Here is a 21,642-nt window from a genome sequence, read left to right as displayed (position 1 = left end):
GTCAGCGCAGGGTCTTGATGCCCGCTGGGGTTTCGATCTCGGCGGTCAGGCCGGGCGGCCCGTCGGCCTGTTCGATCTCGATCAGGTGCGCGGCACCGATCCAGGCCAGCCCCTGCCGCAGCAGTTCAGCGTGCGGATGCCGGCCGCGCAGCGCGCGCAGGGCCAGATCCTGACGGGGCAGGGCGACGCCGGGGTGGTTCGGCACGTCCCACTGGATCAGCGTCGGAAACAGGCCCTCGCCGGCGCTGGCCGCCTCGCCGTGCCATGCGGGCAGGCTGCCGTCGTCGGGCACGGTCAGGCGCCAGTGCAGCGCGCCGCGATCCATCGGGATGGCCGGGGCGATGCGGTCCGGGTACTGCGCCTGCCAGCGCGACAGGTCGGCGGGCCGTTCCACGCGGGCGGCCCAGTGCGCCAGGAACGGGCCGTCGCGCAGCCGCTGTTGCACGGCGTCGCTGTCCAGCCCGAACCAGCGCGGGCGCTGCGGCACGTCGGCGGCCGGGTCGATGGCGATCACTTCGAGGTACATCCCGCCGAACAGGCTTAGCACGCGGTTGTGGGTGCCCATGCGGGGGTGGGCGCCGCCGGGCTGCGGGGCGATGCCGAGCAGGTCGGCCACATGCTGGGCGCCCGATTCCAGGTCGGGCGCGGCAACGACGAGATGGTCCAGAGCAAGTTTCATTGTGGGTTGATGGTAGTCAAGCTAGTCGGTACAGTACCGATACAGTTGAGCAAGTCGTCTTCAGTACAGTTGCGGGAGCGCCACATGGAAGGCAGCCAGAAGAATCCTCGGGACGGTAGCGACGGCGCGCCGGGCGGCACGCGGCCGCTGCGGCTGGTGATGCCGTCGGCGGCCCAGCCACGCCTGCCGGACCCGATTCCGTCGGCCCAGATGACGCTGGTCGAGCAGTTGACCGAGTGGGCCCGGCTGCGCATCGACGAGCGGGTGTTCCGGGCGGGCATGCGGATGCCGTCGATCCGGCAGCTTGCGGCCGAGAAGGGTATCTCGCGCTTCACAGTCGTGGAAGCCTACGAGCGGCTGGTGGCGCTGGGCTACCTGGAATCGCGCCGGGGCTCGGGCTTCTACGTGCGTGACCGTGTGCCGCCTGCGTCGGTGGCCGCGCCGCCGGCGTCGCCGGCCATCCGCAATGTCGACGTCACGTGGCTGCTGCGCAGCATGTTCCACTCGGCGGAAAGCCACAAGGCGCCGGGCTGGGGCTTTCTGCCCAACGAATGGCTGGACGGCGAACTGCTGTCTGGCGCGATGCGCAGCCTCGGGCGCCAGCCGGGCGGCCATTTCCTGTCCAGCGGCACGCCGATGGGCTTCCTGCCGCTGCGCCAGCAGCTTCGCACCCGGCTGGAGGAGCTGGAGATCGGCGTGACGCCGGACCAGATCGTCATGACGTCGGGCATCACCCAGGCGTTCGACCTGATCGCCCGCCAGTTCCTGCACCCGGGCGACACGGTCGTGGTGGGCGATCCGGCGTGGTTCGTGATGTTCGCGCGGTTCGCCACGCAGGGCGCCAACGTGATTGGCGTGCCCTATACCGCCGACGGCCCCGACCTGGAGGCGCTGGAGCGGATCGCCCAGGCCCACCGGCCCAAGCTCGTGGTGGTCAATTCCGTGCTGCACAACCCCACCGGCACGTCGCTGTCGGCCGCTAGGGCGTTCCGGCTGCTGCAACTGGCCGAGCAGTACGGCTTCACCATCGTCGAGGACGATATCTACTGCGATCTCTGCCCGCCCGGCCACGCGGCCACCCGGCTGGCCAGCCTGGACCAGCTCAAGCGGGTGATCTACCTGGGAAGTTTCTCGAAGACGCTGGCCGCCAACCTGCGTGTGGGCTATATCGCCGCCAGCCCGGAGCTGGCCGTGAATTTGACCGACAGCAAGCTGGTCACCGGCATGGCCACGCCGGAAATCAACGAGCGGGTGGTCTACAAGGTGCTGACCGAGGGCCACTACCGCAAGCACACCGAGCGCGTGCGGGTGCGGCTGGACCGGGCCCGCGACGCCACGCGCGAGCAGTTGGAGCGGCTGGGCATCCGCATCTTCCCGGGGCAGGTGGCCGGCATGTACCTGTGGGCCGATACCGGCGTGGATACCAACGTGATTGCCACGGCCGGGCACGAGGAAGGCTGCCTGTTCGCGCCGGGCAGCCTGTTCTCGCCGTCGCAGATGCCGTCCACGTGGACCCGCTTCAACGTGGCCAGCAGCGGCGACCCCGGCATGCTGCGCTTCCTGGCCGGGCAGATGGAGCGGCTGTCCGGCCTGCCGGCGGCGTCCTGAGCCCGCAAAAGCCGCGGCCGGGGCCCTTGAAAAAGCGCCGGGCCGTCCCGATTTCCAGCGCCATCGATCCCGTCCCGGATACACGGGGCGGGGCACCGTTGCGCTGACCCGTTTTCAAGAGGAGAACCATGACCGCACCGCACGAGACGATGAGCTTCCAGGCAGAAGTGAAGCAGCTTCTGCATCTGATGATCCACTCGCTGTACAGCAACAAGGAAATCTTCCTGCGCGAGCTGGTATCGAACGCCTCGGACGCCACCGACAAGCTGCGCTTCGAGGCCATCGCCAATCCGTCGCTGCTGGAAAACGACGCCGACCTGGCGATCCAGATCGAGGCCGACCCGGCCGCCCGCACGCTGAAGATCACCGACAACGGCATCGGCATGAGCCGCGACGAGGCGATCCGCAACCTGGGCACCATCGCCCGGTCGGGCACCAAGGAATTCTTCCAGCAACTGTCGGGCGACCAGCAGAAGGACGCCGCGCTGATCGGCCAGTTCGGCGTGGGCTTCTATTCGGCGTTTATCGTCGCGGACAAGGTCACCGTGGAAACGCGTCGCGCCGGGCTGCCGGCCAGCGAGGCGGTGCGCTGGGAAAGCGCCGGCGATGGCGAGTTCAGCGTCGACGCGATCGACCGCGCCGAGCGCGGCACCACCATCACGCTGCACCTGCGCGAGGGCGAGGACGACTTCCTGTCGTCGTACCGGCTGCAACACATCATCCGCAAGTACTCGGACCACATCTCGCTGCCGATCCGCATGCCCAAGGAGGAATGGGATGCCGAGACGCAGACGCAGAAGCGCTCGGACGAGTGGGAAAGCGTGAACCAGGCCAGCGCGCTCTGGACGCGCGGCAAGTCGGACATCACCGACGAGCAGTACCAGGCGTTCTACCAGCACATCGCCCATGACCACGAGCCGCCGCTGGCCTGGACCCACAACCGCGTGGAAGGCCGCAGCGAGTACACCCAGTTGCTGTACATCCCGGCCCGCGCGCCGTTCGACCTTTGGGACCGCAACCACAAGGGCGGGCTGAAGCTATACGTCAAGCGCGTGTTCATCATGGACGAGGCCGAGCAGCTGCTGCCGTCGTACCTGCGCTGGGTCAAGGGCGTGGTCGATTCGGCCGACCTGCCGCTGAACGTGTCGCGCGAGCTGCTGCAGGAAAGCCGCGACGTCAAGGCGATCCGCGAGGGCTGCACCAAGCGCGTGCTGTCGATGCTGGAATCGCTGGCCGACAGCGAGGACGACGCCGAGCGCGCCAAGTACAAGACGTTCTGGGAACAGTTCGGCCAGGTGCTCAAGGAAGGCATGGGCGAGGACCACGCCAATGCCGAGCGCATCGCCCGGCTGCTGCGCTTTGCCACGACGCACGGCGACACGGCCGAGCAGGCGGTGTCGCTGGCGGACTACGTGGGCCGGATGAAGGAAGGCCAGGACAAGATCTACTACGTCACGGCCGACACCTGGACGGCGGCCAAGTCGAGCCCGCACCTGGAGGTGTTCCGCAAGAAGGGCATCGAGGTGGTGCTGCTGACCGACCGCGTCGACGAGTGGATGCTGTCGTACCTGCGCGAATTCGACGGCAAGGAGCTGGTGTCCGTGGCACGCGGCGACCTGGACCTGGGCGCGCTGGCCGACGAGGCCGAGAAGGCCGAGCAGGAGAAGGCGACCACCGAGTGGAAGGACGTGGTGGAACGCGCCAAGGCCGTGCTGGAAGGCAAGGCCAAGGACGTGCGCGTGACGCTGCGCCTGACCGATTCGGCCTCGTGCCTGGTGTCCGACGAGGGCGACATGAGCGGCTACCTGCAGCGGCTGCTCAAGCAGGCCGGCCAGAAGGCGCCCGACGCCCAGCCGATCCTGGAACTGAACCCCGAGCACGCGCTGGTCCGCAAGCTGCGCGACCTGCCCGAGGACGACGCCTTTGGCGACCGCGTGCGCGTGCTGTTCGACCAGGCGCTGCTGGCCGAGGGCGGCATGCTGGAAGACCCGGCGGCCTATGTGCAACGCGTGAACCGGTTGCTGGCCTGACTGGCGCCCGCGCCGGTCGACATGCTGACCCTCTCCCCCGGCCCCTCTTCCGCAAGCGGGAGCGGGGCGCCACCCGATGGCATTGGCTATGCCGGGCAGGGGAGAGGGTCGGCGGCTGAACCCCTGACCCCATCCCGATGACCACCAAACGCTGCTTCCCCCCGGTCGTCGACGCCCACACCCGCGTGCTGGTGCTGGGCAGCCTGCCGGGCGAGGTCTCGCTCGCCCAGTCCCAGTATTACGCGCACAAGCAGAACCGCTTCTGGCACCTGATGGGCGACGTGCTGAGTGTGGACCTGGCGGGGCTGGACTACGACAGCCGGCTGGCGACGCTGCGCCGGCACCGGGTGGGGCTCTGGGACGTGGTGGCCGAGGCGCGCCGCGACGGCAGCCTCGACAGCAGTATCCGCGATCACCAGGGCAACGACCTGTTGGGCTTGATCGGCACCCTGCCGGCGCTGCGGGCTATCGCCTTCAACGGCGGCACGGCGGCAAGGATCGGGGAAAAGGCGCTGGGCGAACACGGCGACCGGCACGCCATCCTGAAACTGCCGTCGAGCAGTCCGGCCTATACGCTGGCGTACGCGCAGAAGCTGATCGCGTGGCAGGCCATCCGGGCGTGGCTGGATTGAAGGCCGCCGCGCCCGCCGCAAGCCGGGCGGGGGCGCGGGGCGGACGATGGCCGGTCAGGCCGTCGTATTGACGATATTCCCGGTGCTGGTCCCGGTGGCTTCCTGATAGGCGGCCGACAGGCGGGCCATGGCTTCCGACAGGGCGGCCTGGGTGGCTGAGACGCCGGCCTGGAGCGTGCCGACCGTGGCGGCCTTGGTCTGGTCGTCGGTCGGCGCGGCCTGGGCGGCCTGGAGCTGGGCCATCTGGGCGGCCAGTTGCTTCTGCAGCGATTCGATCTGCTGCTTGAGCGCCTTGATGACGTCCGATTCGCTGGCGTCGCTGCTGGTGCTGCCGCCTGCGGCCGCGCCGCCGCCCATCTTGCCGGCGCCGGACGGGCCCTCGATGCGGCCGCTGCCGGCGCTGGCACTGCTGGACGACGCCTCGGTCGTGCTGGCGCCGGTGGCGGCGGCCTGGGCGTCGGCGGATTCGGCTGCCGGCTGGGTATAGCGATGCGCGCCGGTGACGGCGGCGTCACTGGCGACCCATACCTGCGGGGTTACGCTGCTGATGGATGTCATGGTCATTGTTTCCAGTCGAAGTGCGGGCGAGGAGAGCGCCCACATCTACATCGGCCCGCCATCGGAAAACTTTAGCCGGGGCGCCGGGGTCTCACCGGCTTCTGTCACAATCGCGGCCATGCCTCGCTTGGACCAAAACCTGGAAGGGTCTTACTGATATGTCGTTCGGGAATCTCGGAATCGGCGGTATCGGCCTGCACGTGATCGTCGCGATCTTCTTTGCCGTGCACGCCGTCCGCACCCACCAGAACATGTACTGGCTGCTGCTGCTGTTCCTGTTCCCGGGGCTGGGCAGCGTGGTCTATTTCTTTGCCGTCTACCTGCCCGGGCTGCGCCAGACGCGCGGCGCGCAGGTGGCCAAGCGGGCGATCCACCAGATCGTCGATCCGGGCCGGGCCGTGCGCGAGGCGCGCGACGCGTTCGACCGGGCGCCGACCGTGGAGCACCGGATGCGGCTGGGTGCCGCGCTGCTCGATACCGGCAACGCGCCCGAGGCGCTGCAGCACTACGAGGCGGCGGCCAACGGCCCGTTCGCGTCCGATCCGGCGCTGCTCGAAGGGCTGGCGCGGGCGCAACTGGCCACGGGCCGCCATGCCGAGGCCCAGGTCACGCTGGAAAAGCTGTTCGCGGCCAACCCACGGGCGCGCGAGCAATCCGACCCGTCGCTGCTTTACGCCCGGGCGCTGGCCGCGCTGGGCGCCCCCGGCACGCGCGACGCGTTCGAGCGTGCGCTGACCCATGCCAGCGACGTGGCGGCGCGCTGCCTCTACGCCGACTGGCTGGCCGCGCAGGCCGACCCGGCAGACCGCGAGCGCGCCAAGTCGCTCTACACCGAAATCGTTCACGACGCGCGCCACTGGCCGCGTCATGCCCGCGAGCACAATCGCGAATGGCTGCAGCGCGCGCAAGCCGCGCTGGGCCAATGATCCGCGCCCTGGGCGCTTTCCTTTCCTCCATGACGCTTCTGAAACGCAAATCGATCGAGGCGGTGGCCTCGCGCCGCCCCGCACGCGGCAGCCGTGAGTCCTCCCGCCACCCCGCCGGCCGCGATGCCGGCGAAAAACGCATGACGCCGCGCTTTGCGCCGGTGACGTTCTCCGAGATGGACGGCGTGCGCTACCTGCACTTCGGTACCGAATGGGTGCAGGGCGCCATGCGCCTGCGCAAGCCGGATGCCATCGAGCTGGAATACGCCCAGCAGATGATGGCGTGGCTGCTGTTCCTGTCGCCGGCTTCGGCCGGCTTCCACGTGGCGCAGCTCGGGCTCGGCGCCGCGGCGCTGACCAAGTTCTGCCATCGGCATTTCGCGCGGGCCAAGGTCACCGCCGTCGAGCTGAACCCGGCCGTGATAGTGGCCGGCCGCAGCATGTTCGGCCTGCGCGAGGACGATGCCCGGCTGACCGTGCGCGAGCAGGACGCGTGGGACTACGTGATGGATGGCGCGCAGACCGCCGCGATCGACGCGCTGCAGGTGGACCTGTACGACGCCACCGCGCGCGGCCCGGTGCTGGACACGACGGCGTTCTACCGCGCCTGCCGCCGCGTGCTCAAGGCGCCCGGCGTGATGACGATCAACCTGTTCGGCGACCACGACAGCTTTCCGAAGAACATCGAGCGCATCTGCGACGCGTTCGACAACCGCGTGCTGGTGTTTCCCGAAGTCCACGACGGCAACATCATCGCGCTGGCCTTCAACGGGCCGGCCATCGACGTGTCATGGGAAACGCTGGAGGCCAGGGCAGCCGTGATCGAGGCGTCGACCACGCTGCCGGCGAGGGACTGGGTCAGGAAGCTGCGCGCGGCGAATGCCCGGCAGGAGGGGCGGCTGGTGATTTAGGGTCGCGCGCTGGTTGGCTCCGCAGTCCTGCAGCCGGTCGGCAAGCAGAGCCTCGACGCCCTCACCCCCAGCCCCTCTCCCGCCTTGCGGGAGAGGGGAGCAAACCGGCGGCGGGCGGGACAGGGGAGCGAACCAGCGGCAGGCGGGAGGCATTGCGCCATGCAGCGACCATGACGCGCGTGCCGGGCTGCACCCTCACTCCTTCCTGAAGAACTGCGCCAGCGACCATTCGTCGGTCCGGGCTTCGTACCGGATGCCCTTGCGCATGGCCCACATGGCGAGCTGGCTGTGCGACGGGATGATGGCGTGGTCGTCCAGCGCGAACCTGGCGGCCGTGCGGGCGTTCTGCTCGCGGTCCTTGTCGCTGGAGACCGTGGTCAGCGAGGTCTCGATCAACTGGTCCAGCCGGGGGTTGGTGTACTTGCCCCAGTTCCACGTGCCGTAGCCGGTCTTCGGGTTTGGCGTGCCGGTGATGGAGCGCAGCGCCACGTCGGCGGCGGCCGATCCCCATCCCAGCATCTGGAACGCGAAGTCGCCCTGGCGGGCGCGCGTGAAGTAGGCGGCCACCGGCATCGTCTCGACCTTGGTCTGGATGCCGATGCGCGTGAGCATGCCCGCCGTGGCCTGGGCCACCTGGGCGTCGTTCAGGTAGCGGTTGTTGGTGGCGTGCAGCGTCATCGCGAAGCCGTTGGGGTAGCCGGCCTGGGCCAGCAGCTTCTTCGCGCCCTCGACGTCGTAGGCGTCGGGCTTGGTGCCGGGATGGCCGAAGATCTGCGGCGACACGATCGACGACGCCGGCACGGCCAGCCCCTCCATGATCCGGCTGACGATGGCGTCGCGGTTCAGCGCCTTGCTGATCGCGGCGCGCACGCGGGCGTCCTTGAACGGGTTCTTGCCCAGCGGCTTGCCGGCCTTGTCGGTGACGAACGGGGGGTTGTCGCGCGACTGGTCCATCTGCCAGAAGATCGTGCGCCACGACGTGGTCTGCTCGATCTTGAACTTCGGGTCCTGCTTGATCTTGGCCACGTCGGCGGCCGGGATGCTCTCGATCACGTCCACGTCGCCGGCCAGCAGCGCGGCGGTGCGCGCGCCGTTGTCGGTCAGGATGCGGAAGACGGCGCGCTCGAAATCTGGCTTCGGGCCCCAGTAGTCGGGGTTGCGCTGCATCACGATCTCCTGGCCGCGCGCGAACCGGACGAACTTGTACGGGCCCGTGCCGATCATCGCCTTGCCCGAATCGAAGTCGGCCTGGTTCAGGTCGGCGGCCACCTTTTTCGGCATGATCGGCACGCTGTTCAGGTCGTTGGCCAGGTTGGCGTAGTTCGGCACGTTCATGGTCAGCCGCACGGTCAGCGCGTCGGGCGTGTCGATGCGGGCGATGGGCTTGGTGTAGCTGGTGAACGATCCCGGCGCGTTGGTCAGCTTCTCGGGCCGTTCGAGCGACGCCTTGACGTCCTCGCTCGTGAACGGCGCGCCGTCGTGCCACTTCACGTTCGGGCGCAGCTTGATCTCCCAGGTGGTGGCGTTGACCGGCTTCCACGACAGCGCCAGGCCAGGCATGTAGCGCGCGTTCTTGTCCATGAACACCAGCGACTCGAAGACGTGCAGCGCGATGGCGTTGTTGGGCCCGGCGTTGTTCCAGTGCGGGTCCATCGACGTCACGTCGGCGGCCAGGCCGATGCGCAGGTCCTCGGCCTGGGCGGCGTGGGCGGGCAGCAGGGTCAGCGCGGCGGTGGCGAGCGTCATCGAAAGCGAGGCTTGCAGCAGCGTGCGGCGGATCATGGGCGGGCTCCTGGTACGGTCCGTGGGATAGGCATGGGCGCTATTGTGCCGTCAAATGTACATCCATGTCTGGTCGGGCGGGCGGCGCCGGGCCGCAGCGCGCGGGCCGGTACAATCGCGGCCATGTTTGCCAATTCCCGCACCATTTCGTCGGCGCAGACCGACATCCACGAGCATCTGGCCGCGCGCGTGCGGCGCCATCTGGACGAGCCGTTTCGCAAGCCGATCGGCGCGCCGAGCCAGCAGGCGTTCGACCGGGCCATCGACGCCTGGCAGCGGGCCGGTGGTCAGCCGCTGATTGTCGACGCGGGATGCGGCATCGGCGAGAGCACGCTGCGGCTGGCCACGGCGTTCCCCGACCATTATGTGATCGGCATCGACCAGTCGGAAAAGCGCCTGACCGCCGGCAAGGACTGGTGGGACGCCGACATGCCGGCCAACTTCCACTGGGCACGGGCGGACCTCGTTGACGTCTGGCGCCTGCTCCAGCAGGGCGGCGTGCCCGTGGCGCGGCATTACGTGCTGTATCCGAATCCGTGGCCCAAGATCGGCCATCTGGGGCGGCGCTGGCAGGGCCATGCGGTGTTCCCGGCGCTGGCCGCGTGCGGCGACTATCTCGAATGTCGCAGTAACTGGAAGGTCTATATCGACGAATTCGCCGCCGCACTGACGCTGGTCGGCCGGCCAGCCAGCACCGAGCCGTGGCAGCCGCAGGCGCCCATGACGCCGTTCGAGCGCAAGTACGGCGCGTCCGGGCACGGGCTCTGGCGCTGCGTGACCGTGCGGCAGCCATGAAAAAACCCGCCGGTCTGGCGGGTTTTTCGTGGTCCACGCGGGGCTGGTGTCAGTGGAACAGCGGCTGCTGCGTCGGGGCGTCCTCGGGCAGTTCGGCGTGGACGATCTCGCCGGAACGGTCCGCATAGAGCGGCGTGCCGCAATCCTCGCAGTATTCCGGGTCGAACAGCGCTGCGTGGCGGAAGATGTCCTCGACGCCGGCGTTGCGCAGTTCCTCGCAGATCTGCTCCACCGGGTTGCCCTTTTCCTCGGCGTCCACCTCGCCCGACTCGCGGCCGTAGACCGGCCAGACGATGCCGTAGATCACGTCCTTCTCGCCGCGCATGGTGAAGCCGACGCGGTACTCCTCGACCACTTCCTCGCCAAAGCCGGCCACCACGGCGGCCAGCTGGCCGGCCGGGATGTCCAGCGTGCCGCACAGGTAGTTCACGGCCGCGCGCACGGTCAGCGGGCGGATGCTCTTGTCCGATTCGCGGCAGGACAGGAAGAAGGCGTCCGGCAGCAGCAGTTCGAACTCGCAGCCGGGCAGCAGCACGGCCACGGTAGGCTGCACCTGGTTGCGCCATTGCTCCAGGCAGACCGAGCGCTCGGCGTGGTGTTCCTTGGCGTCCTCCTGCCAGCGGAACAGCGCGCCCTCGTGCGGCGCCACCACCACGGCCAGCAGGTAGCGCGGATCGGCCAGGATCGGCGCGGTCTCGGGCAGGTCGCGCAGGTCCACCTTGGGCATCGTGCCGGCCAGCGCGGCCGACGCCAGCTTGTGCGTCAGCGCGAACGTGTCGCTGTGGCTGCGCGGCAACTGGTCGATGCTGTAGAGATAGGGCGAAAGGGCAACCTGGGTGCCGGTGGCCAGCACGTGCGCCTGCAGGTGCACGGCCAGCGTCTGGGCCAGTTCGGGCTTGAGCGCGCCGGACGGGATGGCGTAGCGGGTGTGCGCCAGGATCGGCGCGGCGATCAGCAGGGCGTCGTGGCGAACCCCGTCGATCTCGATCGTGGCCGATTCGGCCAGCGTTTCGGCCTGTTCGGCCAGCACGTCGGACGCATCGGCATTGTGCTTGAACAGGTGTTCGAGCGCCGCGTCGAGGGCGGTCTGGCTGCCGTTCTTCAGCAGCCGGTACAGCCGCTGGGACAGCCGACGCTCCCAGTATCCGTCCTCCATGCGGCTGCCCGAGGCGTCCAGGGCCAGTGCATCGGCCACCAGGCGCTCGGCGTCAGGCGAGAGTCGGGGAGAAGACTTGGGGCGAAAACCTGCCATAGATAAAGCGTCCGTTTTTCAGTAAAACGGTATTCTAACCGCTGCGTTGACACGCGCAGTCCTCGCAAACCCCTTGTGGGCCGATGAGGGCCGTTTTCCGGGTTACTTCTGCGTGGCCGGGGCGTGGGATTCGGTGCTGTGCGTCTCGCCGCCCATCGACACGTCGCCGCCGCCCTTGGTGAGCAGGTACAGCGCCGCGCCGGCAATCACGACGAATGCGATCAGGATCTTGACCATCGTTTTGTCTCCAGTCTTGTAGGTATCGGGCGGCGGACGACGCCGCGCCAGTGTGGAGACCAGTCTGGCAGCGCAGGCTTGCGCGGAACTTACGCGCGGGGGTGGGGATTACCCGCAAGGCCGGCCGCCGCCCGGCGCCGCGCTCCCCGTGGCAGGGGAGGGGCGCCGGGCCGGCCGCGCGGTCAGGCCACCAGAAGCTGGCGCAGCACGAACGGCAGGATGCCGCCGTGGTTGTAGTAGTCCACCTCGATCGGCGTGTCGATGCGCAGCAGCACCGGCACCCGCTGGGTGTCGCCGTTGGCGCGGTGGATGACCAGCACCACGTCCTGCTGCGGCTTCAGTTCGCCTTCGATGCCTTCCACGTCGAACGTCTCGTTGCCGATGATGCCCAGCGACTGGGCGCTGTCGCTACCCTTGAACTGCAGCGGCAGCACGCCCATGCCCACCAGGTTGGACCGGTGGATGCGCTCGAAGCTGCGCGCGATCACGGCCTTCACGCCCAGCAGCTGCGTGCCCTTGGCGGCCCAGTCGCGCGACGACCCCGTGCCGTACTCCTCGCCGCCGAACACCACGGTCGGGGTGCCCTCGGCGATGTACTTCATCGCCGCGTCGTAGATCGACATCTCGTCGCCGGTGGGCTGGTGCAGCGTGATGCCGCCTTCCACGCGCGAGCCGTCGCCCTTGGGCGGGATCATCAGGTTCTTGATGCGGACGTTGGCAAACGTGCCGCGCATCATCACCTCGTGGTTGCCGCGGCGCGAGCCGTAGCTGTTGAAGTCGGCCTTGAGCACGCCGTGCGACAGCAGGTACTTGCCCGCCGGCGAGGTGTCCTTGATCGAACCGGCCGGCGAGATGTGGTCGGTCGTCACCGAATCGCCAAAAATGCCCAGCGCGCGGGCGCCGCGGATCGTCACGGCCTCGTCGCTCGGCTCGATCGTGAAATCCTGGAAGAAGGGCGGTTCGGCGATGTAGGTCGACGTCGGCCAGTCGTACACCTGGCCCGACGTGCCCTTGATGTTGGCCCACAGCTTGCTGGGCTTCTTGACCTGCTCGTAGTTGCCCTTGAACGTCTTGGCGTCCAGCGCGAACTTGAGCAGCGCGTGGATTTCTTCCGACGTCGGCCAGATATCGCCCAGCCAGATGTCGCGGCCGTTCTTGCCCTTGCCCACCGGCTCGGTCATCAGGTCGCGCGTGACCGTGCCGGCGATGGCGTAGGCCACCACCAGCGGCGGCGACGCCAGGAAGTTGGCGCGGATGTTCGGGTGGATGCGGGCCTCGAAGTTGCGGTTGCCCGACAGCACGGCGGCGGCCACGATGTCGTTCTCGACGATCGTCTCGTTGAGCGCCTGGGTCAGGTCGCCGGCGTTGCCGATGCAGGTCGTGCAGCCATAGGCCGTGACGCCGAAGCCGAGCTTTTCCAGGTAGGGCAGCAGGCCGGTGGCGGTCAGGTACTCGGTCACCACGCGGCTGCCCGGGGCCAGCGACGTCTTGATGTGCGGCGCCACGTTCAGGCCCGCTTCCACGGCCTTCTTGGCCAGCAGGCCGGCGGCCAGCAGCACGCTCGGGTTCGACGTGTTCGTGCACGACGTGATGGCCGCGATCAGCACGTCGCCGTTGTGTACCTTCACGCCGTCGGCGTTGACGTATTCCCTGGCCAGGTCGGCCGGGTCCTTGTTGAAGCCGTTCTCGGCCACCGGCTTCGAGAACAGCGACGCGAACGTGCTCTTGACGTGGCCGATCTCGATGCGGTCCTGCGGACGCTTGGGGCCGGCCAGCGACGGCGCCACCGTGCCCAGGTCCAGCGTCAGCGTCTTGGTGTAGTCGATCTCGCCGGCCTGCGGCACGCCGAACATCTGCTGGGCGCGGAAGTAGCCCTCAAATGCGGCGATTTCCTCGTCCGTGCGGCCCGTGCCGCGGAAATAGTCGATGGTCTTCTCGTCGACCGGGAAGAAGCCCATCGTCGCGCCGTACTCGGGCGCCATGTTGCCGATGGTGGCGCGGTCCGGCGTGGTCAGGCTGGCCGTGCCTTCGCCGAAGAATTCGACGAACTTGCCCACGACCTTCTCGCGGCGCAGCATCTCGGTGATCGTCAGCACCAGGTCGGTGGCCGTCACGCCCTCACGCAGGCGGCCCTTCAACTCCACGCCGACCACGTCGGGGGTCAGGAAGTACACGGGCTGGCCCAGCATGCCGGCCTCGGCCTCGATGCCGCCCACGCCCCAGCCCACCACGCCGATGCCGTTGATCATCGTCGTGTGCGAATCGGTGCCGACGAGCGTGTCCGGATAGTAGACGCCGTCCTTCCGGTGCACGCCGCGCGCCAGGTATTCCAGGTTCACCTGGTGGACGATGCCGAAGCCGGGCTGCACCACGCCGAACGTGTCGAACGCCTGCATGCCCCACTTCATGAACTGGTAGCGCTCGTTGTTGCGCTGGAATTCGAGCTGCATGTTCAGGTCCAGCGCCTTCTTCTCGCGGAAGTGGTCGATCTGCACCGAGTGGTCGACCACCAGGTCCACCGGCACCAGCGGCTCGATCTTCTTGGGGTTCTTGCCCATCTTCTCGGCCACGTTGCGCATGGCGGCCAGGTCGGCCAGCAGCGGCACGCCCGTGAAGTCCTGCAGCACCACGCGCGCCACCACGAACGGAATCTCGTCGACACGGTCGGCATTGGGCTGCCAGTGCGCCAGCTGGCGGACGTGTTCCTCGGTGACCTTCTTGCCGTCGCAGTTGCGCAGCACCGATTCCAGCACCAGGCGGATCGACACCGGCAGGCGTTCGACCTTCACGCCCAGCGCCTTGCCCAGCTGGGGCAGGGAGTAGTACTGGCCGCTGCCGCCGGTGGCGAGCTTGAATTGCTGGAGGGTGTTATTGAGGTTGTGGGGCATTGCCTGACTCCAATCGAGGGATGACGCGGACTCTGTTTCTGGATACTTGTTCTTCAGACCCCGGTGCGCGAAAGGGTTCCGCCGCCTGTGCCTGGCGGCGCGGCCGGCAGACCCCGGGCGCGCACCGTAACAACGATTCGGTGCAGCCAGTTTCCGCGCGGCGAGCGACCCATCATGCCGCGCGGATGTTTAGGCAAGGTGAAACTTTACTGCTTCGGCGCGGCTTGTGCAGCAGGCTGGGCGGCCTCGGCCGGGGCTGCGGGCTGGGCCGGGGCCATCAGCAGCGGGGCGGATACCGGGGCGCGCAGCGCGCCGGCCTGCGTGGGGGCCGAGCCGCCGGCCTGCATGTCGGCGTTCTGGCATTCGTCGGCCAGGCGCTGGCCCATGTTCTTGTTGAACAGCATGGCCTTGCTCGGGATCACGACGAGGTCCAGGCCCGAGCTCTGGTCGAAGTAGCGGTCGGCGCCGGTGACGGTGCTCTGGCGCGGCAGGCGGTAGTTCTTGCCGTCCCAGTGCACGGTGATGACTTCATCGCGCAGCATGTTGCCGCTGATCCAGATGGCATGGCCCAGTTCGCACTGCCACTTCTCGCCCGACGGCTCGACGGGGGCGGGCGCGGCGGCGGCGGTCTTCTTGGTGGACTTCTTGGCGGGCGCCTTCTTGGTGGCAGCCGGCTTCTTGGCGGGTTCCTGGGCCTGGGCGGCACCGGCGGTGGTCAGGGTCAGGGCGCCAATGCAGGCTGCCAGCACGAGTTGTTTCATGTGGGTTTCCTTCCGGATTGCTTGGGTAGTCAAAGGGGGCTCGTTGTAGTGAACAGTCCGGGGCGGGCGTTCCGCGAGGGTGCCACGGGACGCCCCGGCAACTTTCCGCCGCTATTCTCTACGATTTGCCTGGGCGGGCGAAGCACGTCTGATATTGGTTACACAATCCCGCGCGGCTGGTTTGTCATCGGCCACTTGGCGGCAAAAGTGAACCGCCGATGTGCGCGATGACGGGCCGTTGCGCGGGATCAAGGCCATTCCGGGGCTTCAGCCGAAGAACAGGTCGGCCGCCGGCGCGGGCAGCCGGGTGCCCGTGGCGTGGGCGCGCTGCAGCAGCGACCAGTAATAGCGATAGCTGGCGCGGTCATGCAACTGGCCGTCGTGGCGGATCGGCGCCCAGTTGTTCTCGTGGGCGGCCAGCAGGATCTGGCTGGCGGCGCCGATCTCGCCGTCGGTGGGGCGGAACGCCGCCACGATCGGTTCGATCTGGCCCGGATGGATGCTCCACTTGCGCAGGTAGCCGAACTCCGCGCGGGCCCGGCGTGCGTCGTCGCCAGCCCGCTCGGGCGTTTGTACGTCGGTACTCACATTGTGGGAAGGCACCTTGCCGTGGCGGTGACAGGCGGCAGAGATCTCCAGCATCGCGCGGCGCACCAGCGGGTGCTCGAACTGCGCCGGCGAGCGCATGGCCTCGCCCGGGATGGCGCCGTGGTGGGCCGAGACGAAGTCCATCAGCCCGAAACTCAAGCATTCCACCTGCACCAGCGAGGCGATGTCGAACACCTGTTCCAGTGCCGAATGTGTCTCAATCAGCACATGGATCGGAATATGGCGGGCGATGCCGGCCGCCCGGGCCACCTGGTTCACGTGATCGGTCACGCGCGCCACCTCGACCACGTCGGTGACCTTCGGCACGACCACGTAGGCCAGCCGCGCGCCGGCGGCGGACACCAGGATGTCCACGTCCTCGCGCCACGACGGGTGCGCCGGGTCGTGGATGCGCACGCCCACGCGGTTGTGCGCGTTGTCGGCGCTGTTGATCAGTTGCGCGCAGAGGCTGGCGTGCTCGCGCTCCAGCCCGACGGCGGCGCCGTCCTCGCAGTCGAACGTGATGTCGAACACGGGGCCCGACGCCTGCTGCAGCGCCAGCGACTTGCGCATGAGCTTTTCGCTGCCCGCATAGTGGTCGCAGACGGGGAGCTGCACCGGTACGGCTTCGCCCTGGAACAAGACCTCGGATGGATGCACGGTGGTTGACGTATGGAGCGGGGGGAAGTTGTCAAGACAAAGCGGCCGCCCAATGAAAAACCGGGGTCCGCGCCGACTGTTAGATCGATGCGGACCCCGGTTTCACTGAGCGCCAGGCGCTACAGGTCAGCCCAGCAGATGCTGCACGCCGGCACGCTCTTCTTCCAGTTCCTTGAGCGTGATGTTGATCTTTTCCTGGCTGTAGGCGTCGATCTCCAGACCCTGGACGATCTCGTACTTGCCGTTGGCAGTGGTGACCGGGTAACCGAACATCACGTCCTTCGGAATGCCGTACTCGCCGTTCGACGGGATGCCCATCGTCACGACCTTGCCGTTCGAGCCCAGCACCCAGTCACGGACGTGGTCGATGGCGGCGTTGGCAGCCGAGGCGGCCGACGACAGGCCACGGGCCTCGATGATGGCGGCGCCGCGCTTGCCCACGGTCGGCAGGAACACGTCGTTGTTCCAGACCGGATCGTTGATCATGTCCTTGACGCTCTTGCCGTCGACGGTCGCGTAGCGGTAGTCGGCGTACATCGTCGGGCTGTGGTTGCCCCAGACGAACAGCTTCTCGATCGACGACACCGGCCTGCCGGTCTTGGCGGCGATCTGCGACAGCGCGCGGTTGTGGTCCAGGCGCAGCATGGCGGTGAAGTTCTCGCGCTTCAGGTTCGGCGCGCTCTTCATGGCGATGTAGGCGTTGGTGTTGGCCGGGTTGCCCACCACCAGCACCTTCACGTCGCGGCTGGCCACTTCGTCCAGCGCCTTGCCCTGCACCGTGAAGATCTGGGCGTTGGCTTCGAGCAGGTCCTTGCGCTCCATGCCCTTGCTGCGCGGACGGGCACCCACCAGCAGGGCCACGTCGGCGTCCTTGAAGGCGACCTTGGGGTCGTCGGTGATGACCACGCCGGCCAGCAGCGGGAACGCGCAGTCTTCCAGTTCCATCACCACGCCCTTGACGGCGGCCTGGGCTTGCGGGAGGTCGAGCAGTTGGAGGATGACCGGCTGGTCTTTGCCGAGCATGTCGCCGTTGGCGATGCGGAACAGCAGGGAATAGCCGATCTGGCCAGCGGCGCCGGTCACTGCGACGCGCATTGGGGCTTTAGCCATGAGTAAGTCTCCAAACGAAAAGAGGGGGTAACCGGTCGGTGGCGCCCGGCCATCCAGCGTCTGGAGCGGGCCGGCGCAGCACCGGGTGCTGGTTCGCGTGTCGCCACGGGGCAGGCGGGCATCCGCCACAGCCCACGCTGCCCGCATCCGGCCGGCAACGAGGAGCGCGCGGGCCATGGGCAGGCGTCGAGGGCGACAAGGCGTAATACTACTACTGCTGTGTGGTGCGCCGCATCCCGAAGGTTTCACCCCGCGGCGGGGTAGCCCGGGAGGAACCTGGCGGGGGCGGCGGCGCGGACTTGCGCGAGTGTAGGGTGCGTCCCGACCGCTGTCAATTCATATGTCTTATATAAGACATAAGACATTTCATAGTGCGCTGGACGCGATTCTCGCTTTTGTGGTTGAATCCGGCCTATGTCATCCCTGCCTACGTCCCCGTCCGCCGCAGCCGCCAATGGCGCGCCGGAATCTGGCGCCCCACAGAGCGGTGCCGGGACGCAGCCGCCCGCGCCCGCCGCGGGCGCCGCCGCCGCGCCATCGCCCACGTTCAGCCCGCTCTACCAGCAGATCAAGGCCCTGATCATGCAGAGCCTGCAGACCGGCGAGTGGAAGCCCGGCGAGATGATCCCGAGCGAGATGGACCTCGCCGCCCGCTACAAGGTAAGCCAGGGCACGGTGCGCAAGGCCATCGACGAACTGGCGGCCGACAACCTCGTGGCGCGCCGGCAGGGCAAGGGCACCTTCGTGACCACCCATTACGAGGACGTGGTCAAGTTCCGCTTCCTGCGCCTGGTACCCGACGAGGGTGAACCCCACTATGGCGCCAGCCGCGTGCTTGAATGCAAGCGGCTGCGGGCGCCGGCCGAGATCGCCCGGCTGCTGGACATCCGCACCGGCGACAGCGTGGTGCAGATCCGCCGGGTGCTGACGTTTTCCAACGAAGCCACGGTGCTGGACGAGATCTGGCTGCTGGGCGCCAACTTCAAGGGCCTGACGGCCGAGAAGCTCAACGAGTGGAAGGGCCCGATGTACGCGCTCTTCGAAACCGAATTCGGCACGCGGATGATCCGCGCGACGGAAAAGATCCGGGCCGTCGCTGCCGATAACACGGCAGCGGAGCTGCTGTCGGTGGCGCCCGCATCGCCGCTGCTGTCGGTGGAGCGGGTGTCGTTCACCTATGGCGACCGCCCCGTGGAAGTCCGCCGTGGCCTGTATGTCACCACGCGCCACTACTACCAGAACGACCTGAGCTGACCTGTCATGACGGTGGAATGTCTGTCCCGTACGCCGACTATTGCGTCGCGTATATGGGACGCGTGCCGACCATTGCAGGTCGTGAATGGAATGGCGGAATATCCGGGCGCCAGGACGGTGCGCGGGTTGTTGCGTGCGATTGTCGGGCACGCCGCGCTGGTGCGCGATAGGCGAAAATTATTGGTGCGGCGCGCAACAAAGGCGCTAAAATCACGTGGATTTGCTCCCCTGCATCCATTTGCATCCAGTGCACCCACACCACTTGATGCAGTACGGTGCATTCACGGTACCCGCTGTGCCGCGCCAATGCAATCGGGAGTAATGGCAGTGTCGTTCTTTTGCTGTTTTCTTTTCACCGCAAATGGGGTCTCGCATGGCTGAAGCCGCCAAACAAGCCAGGCCGGAGTTCCGGAACATCGGTATCGCGCAAATCTCGCGCTACCGGTTGCCCTGGGCCGGCAAGGTATCCATCCTGCATCGCGTAAGCGGTGCGTTGATGTTCCTCCTCCTTCCCTTCGTTCTATACCTGTTCGAGCAGAGCGTCACGTCCGAACTGAGCTTTGCCAAGTTCTCGGCCCTGCTGTCCAACGGCTTCGTCAAGCTGGTGATCCTGGCGCTGATCTGGGGTTACCTGCATCACTTCTGCGCCGGTATCCGCTTCCTGCTGCTCGACGTGCACGTCGGCGTGTCGAAGCCCGCCTCGGCCTCGTCGGCCAAGGCCGTGCTGGTGGTAAGCCTGCTGCTCACCCTGGTGTTCGGGCTCAAGCTGTTCGGCCTGTTCTGAGGAGAGAGTCAAGTGGCAAACAATAATATCGGTCCCAAGCGTCTTGTCGTCGGTGCGCACTACGGTCTCAAGGACTGGCTTGCGCAGCGCGTTACCGCCGTCATCATGGTGGTGTTCACCGTGGTGCTCGCCGGGGTGTACCTCGCCTTCGGCAATCCTTCGTACGAAGGCTGGTCGGGTCTCTTCGCCAACCAATGGATGAAGCTCCTGACGTTCCTGACCGTGCTGTCGCTGCTGTTCCATGCCTGGATCGGCATCCGCGACATCTGGATGGACTACGTGAAGCCCATGGCCGTGCGCCTGGTGCTGCAAGTTCTTACGATTCTGTGGCTCGTGGGTTGCGCGGGCTACGCTGCTCAGATTCTCTGGAGGGTGTAATAAATGGTCGCAGTCAAGACTGGATTGCCGCGTCGCAAATTTGACGTGGTCATCGTCGGGGCGGGCGGCGCCGGGATGCGCGCATCCCTCCAGCTCGCGGAAGCCGGCCTGAACGTGGCCGTGCTCTCGAAGGTATTCCCGACCCGCTCGCACACGGTGGCGGCGCAGGGAGGCATCGGTGCCTCGCTCGGCAACATGAGCGAGGACAACTGGCACTATCACTTCTACGACACTATCAAGGGCTCCGACTGGCTGGGCGACCAGGACGCCATCGAGTTCATGTGCCGGGAAGCCCCGAAGGTCGTGTACGAGCTCGAACACTTCGGCATGCCGTTCGACCGTAACGCCGACGGCACGATCTACCAGCGTCCGTTTGGCGGCCACACCGCCAACTACGGCGAGAAGCCGGTGCAGCGTGCCTGCGCCGCGGCCGACCGTACCGGCCACGCGCTGCTGCACACGCTGTACCAGCGCAACGTGCGCGCCAAGACCCACTTCTTCGTCGAATGGATGGCACTGGACCTGATCCGCGACGAGGAAGGCGACGTGCTGGGCGTGACCGCGCTGGAAATGGAAACCGGCGAGGTCTACATCCTCGAAGCCAAGACCACGCTGTTCGCCACGGGCGGCGCGGGCCGGATCTACGCGGCTTCCACCAACGCCTTCATCAATACCGGTGACGGCCTGGGCATGGCGGCGCGCGCCGGCATTCCGCTGGAAGACATGGAATTCTGGCAGTTCCACCCGACCGGCGTGGCCGGCGCGGGCGTGCTGATCACGGAAGGCGTGCGCGGCGAGGGCGGCATCCTGCGTAACAAGGATGGCGAGCGCTTCATGGAGCGCTACGCCCCGACGCTGAAGGATCTGGCGCCGCGCGACTTCGTGTCGCGCTCGATGGACCAGGAAATCAAGGAAGGCCGTGGCTGCGGCCCGAACGGCGACTACGTGCTGCTCGACCTGACCCACGTCGGTGCCGAGACCATCATGAAGCGCCTGCCGTCGATCCGCGAGATCGGCATGAAGTTCGCCAACGTCGACGCGATCAAGGAACCGATCCCCGTCGTGCCGACCATCCACTACCAGATGGGCGGTATCCCGACGAACTTCCACGGCCAGGTCGTGGTGCCGAAGAACGGCAACCCGAACGAAGTGGTCAACGGCTTCTACGCGATCGGCGAATGCTCCTGCGTGTCGGTGCACGGCGCCAACCGCCTGGGCACGAACTCGCTGCTGGACCTGGTGGTGTTCGGCCGCGCGGCCGGCAACCACATCGTGGCCAACGCGACCAAGCAGAAGGAACACAAGCCGCTGCCGGCCGACGCCGCCGACCGCGCGATGGCCCGCCTGGCCAAGCTGCAGGCGACGACATCGGGCGAGTACACCCAGGACGTGGCCAACGACATCCGCCGCAACATGCAGTCGCATGCCGGCGTGTTCCGTACGCAGAAGCTGATGGACGAAGGTGTCGAGCGCATCCTGGAAGTGGCCGAGCGTGCCGACAACATCCACCTGAAGGACAAGTCCAAGGTCTTCAACACCGCGCTGGTGGAAGCCCTGGAAGTGGCCAACCTGGTGGAAGTGGCCAAGGCGACGATGATCTCGGCCGCTGCCCGCAAGGAATCGCGCGGTGCCCACGCCCACAGCGACTTCCCGAACCGCGACGACGACAACTGGCTCAAGCACACGCTGTTCTACAGCGAAGGCAACCGCCTGGACTACAAGCCGGTCAAGATGCAACCGCTGACGGTGGAATCGGTGCCGCCGAAGGCCCGTACTTTCTAAGCGGCGCCAGAGAAAACAGGACCCACA

General features: G+C 67.4%; 19 protein-coding genes. 10 read left to right on the top strand and 9 right to left on the bottom strand.

The window, feature by feature from the left end; all coding sequences use genetic code 11:
• Position 1: 1 nt before the first annotated feature.
• The gene (locus EPAKOI_RS11030; RefSeq protein ID WP_423192203.1) at positions 2 to 679 is read right to left on the bottom strand and encodes a VOC family protein; all 678 of its coding nucleotides are present in this window, start codon (positions 677 to 679) and stop codon (positions 2 to 4) included.
• A gap of 84 nt (positions 680 to 763) precedes the next feature.
• Between EPAKOI_RS11030 and EPAKOI_RS11025 the strand changes: the two genes are divergently transcribed.
• From EPAKOI_RS11025 to EPAKOI_RS11015, 3 genes are all read left to right on the top strand, one after another.
• Complete coding sequence (locus EPAKOI_RS11025; RefSeq protein ID WP_423192202.1) at positions 764 to 2,287, top strand: PLP-dependent aminotransferase family protein; 1,524 nt, start codon at positions 764 to 766, stop codon at positions 2,285 to 2,287.
• Positions 2,288 to 2,415: 128 nt separating this feature from the next.
• On the top strand, positions 2,416 to 4,317 hold the full coding sequence (gene htpG, locus EPAKOI_RS11020) for a molecular chaperone HtpG (RefSeq protein WP_423192201.1): 1,902 nt from the start codon (positions 2,416 to 2,418) through the stop codon (positions 4,315 to 4,317).
• A gap of 137 nt (positions 4,318 to 4,454) precedes the next feature.
• Positions 4,455 to 4,949 carry a DNA-deoxyinosine glycosylase gene (locus EPAKOI_RS11015; protein WP_423192200.1) on the top strand — a complete coding sequence of 165 codons (495 nt, stop codon included), beginning with the start codon at positions 4,455 to 4,457 and terminating at the stop codon, positions 4,947 to 4,949.
• Between the two features lie 54 nt (positions 4,950 to 5,003).
• Here EPAKOI_RS11015 and EPAKOI_RS11010 read toward each other — a convergent pair whose 3' ends face one another.
• Positions 5,004 to 5,507 (bottom strand): hypothetical protein, encoded by a 504-nt coding sequence (locus EPAKOI_RS11010; RefSeq protein WP_423192199.1) that lies wholly within the window; start codon positions 5,505 to 5,507, stop codon positions 5,004 to 5,006.
• A 158-nt stretch (positions 5,508 to 5,665) separates the two neighbouring features.
• Between EPAKOI_RS11010 and EPAKOI_RS11005 the strand changes: the two genes are divergently transcribed.
• Positions 5,666 to 6,433 carry a tetratricopeptide repeat protein gene (locus tag EPAKOI_RS11005; RefSeq protein WP_124683755.1) on the top strand — a complete coding sequence of 256 codons (768 nt, stop codon included), beginning with the start codon at positions 5,666 to 5,668 and terminating at the stop codon, positions 6,431 to 6,433.
• Between the two features lie 29 nt (positions 6,434 to 6,462).
• Positions 6,463 to 7,344 carry a spermidine synthase gene (locus tag EPAKOI_RS11000; RefSeq protein ID WP_313835037.1) on the top strand — a complete coding sequence of 294 codons (882 nt, stop codon included), beginning with the start codon at positions 6,463 to 6,465 and terminating at the stop codon, positions 7,342 to 7,344.
• A 195-nt stretch (positions 7,345 to 7,539) separates the two neighbouring features.
• Here EPAKOI_RS11000 and EPAKOI_RS10995 read toward each other — a convergent pair whose 3' ends face one another.
• Entirely contained in the window at positions 7,540 to 9,126 is a 1,587-nt protein-coding gene (locus tag EPAKOI_RS10995; RefSeq protein ID WP_423192198.1) for an ABC transporter substrate-binding protein, read from the bottom strand.
• A gap of 123 nt (positions 9,127 to 9,249) precedes the next feature.
• Between EPAKOI_RS10995 and trmB the strand changes: the two genes are divergently transcribed.
• On the top strand, positions 9,250 to 9,921 hold the full coding sequence (gene trmB, locus EPAKOI_RS10990; RefSeq protein ID WP_423192197.1) for a tRNA (guanine(46)-N(7))-methyltransferase TrmB: 672 nt from the start codon (positions 9,250 to 9,252) through the stop codon (positions 9,919 to 9,921).
• A gap of 49 nt (positions 9,922 to 9,970) precedes the next feature.
• On the opposite strand, the gene EPAKOI_RS10985 is transcribed toward trmB, so the two are convergent.
• From EPAKOI_RS10985 to EPAKOI_RS10960, 6 genes are all read right to left on the bottom strand, one after another.
• Entirely contained in the window at positions 9,971 to 11,173 is a 1,203-nt protein-coding gene (locus tag EPAKOI_RS10985) for a DUF2863 family protein (protein ID WP_124683758.1), read from the bottom strand.
• Positions 11,174 to 11,275: 102 nt separating this feature from the next.
• Positions 11,276 to 11,410: a hypothetical protein gene (locus EPAKOI_RS10980; protein ID WP_301337463.1), complete on the bottom strand. Its 135-nt coding sequence runs from the start codon at positions 11,408 to 11,410 to the stop codon at positions 11,276 to 11,278.
• Between the two features lie 182 nt (positions 11,411 to 11,592).
• Positions 11,593 to 14,298 (bottom strand): aconitate hydratase AcnA, encoded by a 2,706-nt coding sequence (gene acnA, locus EPAKOI_RS10975; RefSeq protein ID WP_124683759.1) that lies wholly within the window; start codon positions 14,296 to 14,298, stop codon positions 11,593 to 11,595.
• A 206-nt stretch (positions 14,299 to 14,504) separates the two neighbouring features.
• Positions 14,505 to 15,059, bottom strand: a complete 555-nt coding sequence (locus EPAKOI_RS10970; RefSeq protein ID WP_124683760.1) for a hypothetical protein — start codon at positions 15,057 to 15,059, stop codon at positions 14,505 to 14,507.
• 267 nt (positions 15,060 to 15,326) lie between these two features.
• Positions 15,327 to 16,307 carry an HpcH/HpaI aldolase/citrate lyase family protein gene (locus EPAKOI_RS10965; RefSeq protein ID WP_423192196.1) on the bottom strand — a complete coding sequence of 327 codons (981 nt, stop codon included), beginning with the start codon at positions 16,305 to 16,307 and terminating at the stop codon, positions 15,327 to 15,329.
• Between the two features lie 126 nt (positions 16,308 to 16,433).
• Positions 16,434 to 17,417, bottom strand: a complete 984-nt coding sequence (locus tag EPAKOI_RS10960) for a malate dehydrogenase (protein WP_423192195.1) — start codon at positions 17,415 to 17,417, stop codon at positions 16,434 to 16,436.
• A gap of 414 nt (positions 17,418 to 17,831) precedes the next feature.
• Here EPAKOI_RS10960 and EPAKOI_RS10955 point away from each other — a divergent pair, with 414 nt between their 5' ends.
• The 4 genes from EPAKOI_RS10955 (at position 17,832) to sdhA (ending at position 21,615) form a co-directional block, all read left to right on the top strand.
• Positions 17,832 to 18,671, top strand: coding sequence for a GntR family transcriptional regulator (locus EPAKOI_RS10955; protein ID WP_124683763.1), 840 nt, complete (start codon positions 17,832 to 17,834; stop codon positions 18,669 to 18,671).
• A gap of 373 nt (positions 18,672 to 19,044) precedes the next feature.
• Positions 19,045 to 19,455, top strand: a complete 411-nt coding sequence (gene sdhC, locus EPAKOI_RS10950) for a succinate dehydrogenase, cytochrome b556 subunit (RefSeq protein ID WP_124683764.1) — start codon at positions 19,045 to 19,047, stop codon at positions 19,453 to 19,455.
• A 12-nt stretch (positions 19,456 to 19,467) separates the two neighbouring features.
• Positions 19,468 to 19,833, top strand: a complete 366-nt coding sequence (gene sdhD, locus EPAKOI_RS10945) for a succinate dehydrogenase, hydrophobic membrane anchor protein (RefSeq protein WP_124683765.1) — start codon at positions 19,468 to 19,470, stop codon at positions 19,831 to 19,833.
• Positions 19,834 to 19,836: 3 nt separating this feature from the next.
• Positions 19,837 to 21,615, top strand: a complete 1,779-nt coding sequence (sdhA, locus tag EPAKOI_RS10940; protein WP_124683766.1) for a succinate dehydrogenase flavoprotein subunit — start codon at positions 19,837 to 19,839, stop codon at positions 21,613 to 21,615.
• Positions 21,616 to 21,642 lie beyond the last annotated feature (27 nt).

The sequence above is a fragment of the Cupriavidus sp. H18C2 genome, from assembly GCF_049393795.1.
In the GTDB taxonomy this organism is placed as follows: Bacteria; Pseudomonadota; Gammaproteobacteria; order Burkholderiales; family Burkholderiaceae; genus Cupriavidus; species Cupriavidus pauculus_C.
This window is presented reverse-complemented; position numbering and strand designations above follow the sequence as displayed.

What these genes read in the sequence shown, in the direction of transcription:
- sdhC (WP_124683764.1), top strand. Translation starts at nt 19,045, where the DNA reads ATGGCTGAAGCCGCCAAACAAGCCAGGCCGGAGTTCCGGAACATCGGT.
- EPAKOI_RS10980 (WP_301337463.1), bottom strand. Translation starts at nt 11,410, where the DNA reads ATGGTCAAGATCCTGATCGCATTCGTCGTGATTGCCGGCGCGGCGCTG.
- acnA (WP_124683759.1), bottom strand. Translation starts at nt 14,298, where the DNA reads ATGCCCCACAACCTCAATAACACCCTCCAGCAATTCAAGCTCGCCACC.
- EPAKOI_RS10955 (WP_124683763.1), top strand. Translation starts at nt 17,832, where the DNA reads ATGTCATCCCTGCCTACGTCCCCGTCCGCCGCAGCCGCCAATGGCGCG.
- EPAKOI_RS10970 (WP_124683760.1), bottom strand. Translation starts at nt 15,059, where the DNA reads ATGAAACAACTCGTGCTGGCAGCCTGCATTGGCGCCCTGACCCTGACC.
- EPAKOI_RS11030 (WP_423192203.1), bottom strand. Translation starts at nt 679, where the DNA reads ATGAAACTTGCTCTGGACCATCTCGTCGTTGCCGCGCCCGACCTGGAA.
- EPAKOI_RS11025 (WP_423192202.1), top strand. Translation starts at nt 764, where the DNA reads ATGGAAGGCAGCCAGAAGAATCCTCGGGACGGTAGCGACGGCGCGCCG.
- EPAKOI_RS10960 (WP_423192195.1), bottom strand. Translation starts at nt 17,417, where the DNA reads ATGGCTAAAGCCCCAATGCGCGTCGCAGTGACCGGCGCCGCTGGCCAG.
- EPAKOI_RS11000 (WP_313835037.1), top strand. Translation starts at nt 6,463, where the DNA reads ATGACGCTTCTGAAACGCAAATCGATCGAGGCGGTGGCCTCGCGCCGC.
- EPAKOI_RS10985 (WP_124683758.1), bottom strand. Translation starts at nt 11,173, where the DNA reads ATGGCAGGTTTTCGCCCCAAGTCTTCTCCCCGACTCTCGCCTGACGCC.
- EPAKOI_RS11010 (WP_423192199.1), bottom strand. Translation starts at nt 5,507, where the DNA reads ATGACATCCATCAGCAGCGTAACCCCGCAGGTATGGGTCGCCAGTGAC.
- htpG (WP_423192201.1), top strand. Translation starts at nt 2,416, where the DNA reads ATGACCGCACCGCACGAGACGATGAGCTTCCAGGCAGAAGTGAAGCAG.
- EPAKOI_RS10995 (WP_423192198.1), bottom strand. Translation starts at nt 9,126, where the DNA reads ATGATCCGCCGCACGCTGCTGCAAGCCTCGCTTTCGATGACGCTCGCC.
- EPAKOI_RS11015 (WP_423192200.1), top strand. Translation starts at nt 4,455, where the DNA reads ATGACCACCAAACGCTGCTTCCCCCCGGTCGTCGACGCCCACACCCGC.
- EPAKOI_RS11005 (WP_124683755.1), top strand. Translation starts at nt 5,666, where the DNA reads ATGTCGTTCGGGAATCTCGGAATCGGCGGTATCGGCCTGCACGTGATC.
- trmB (WP_423192197.1), top strand. Translation starts at nt 9,250, where the DNA reads ATGTTTGCCAATTCCCGCACCATTTCGTCGGCGCAGACCGACATCCAC.
- sdhA (WP_124683766.1), top strand. Translation starts at nt 19,837, where the DNA reads ATGGTCGCAGTCAAGACTGGATTGCCGCGTCGCAAATTTGACGTGGTC.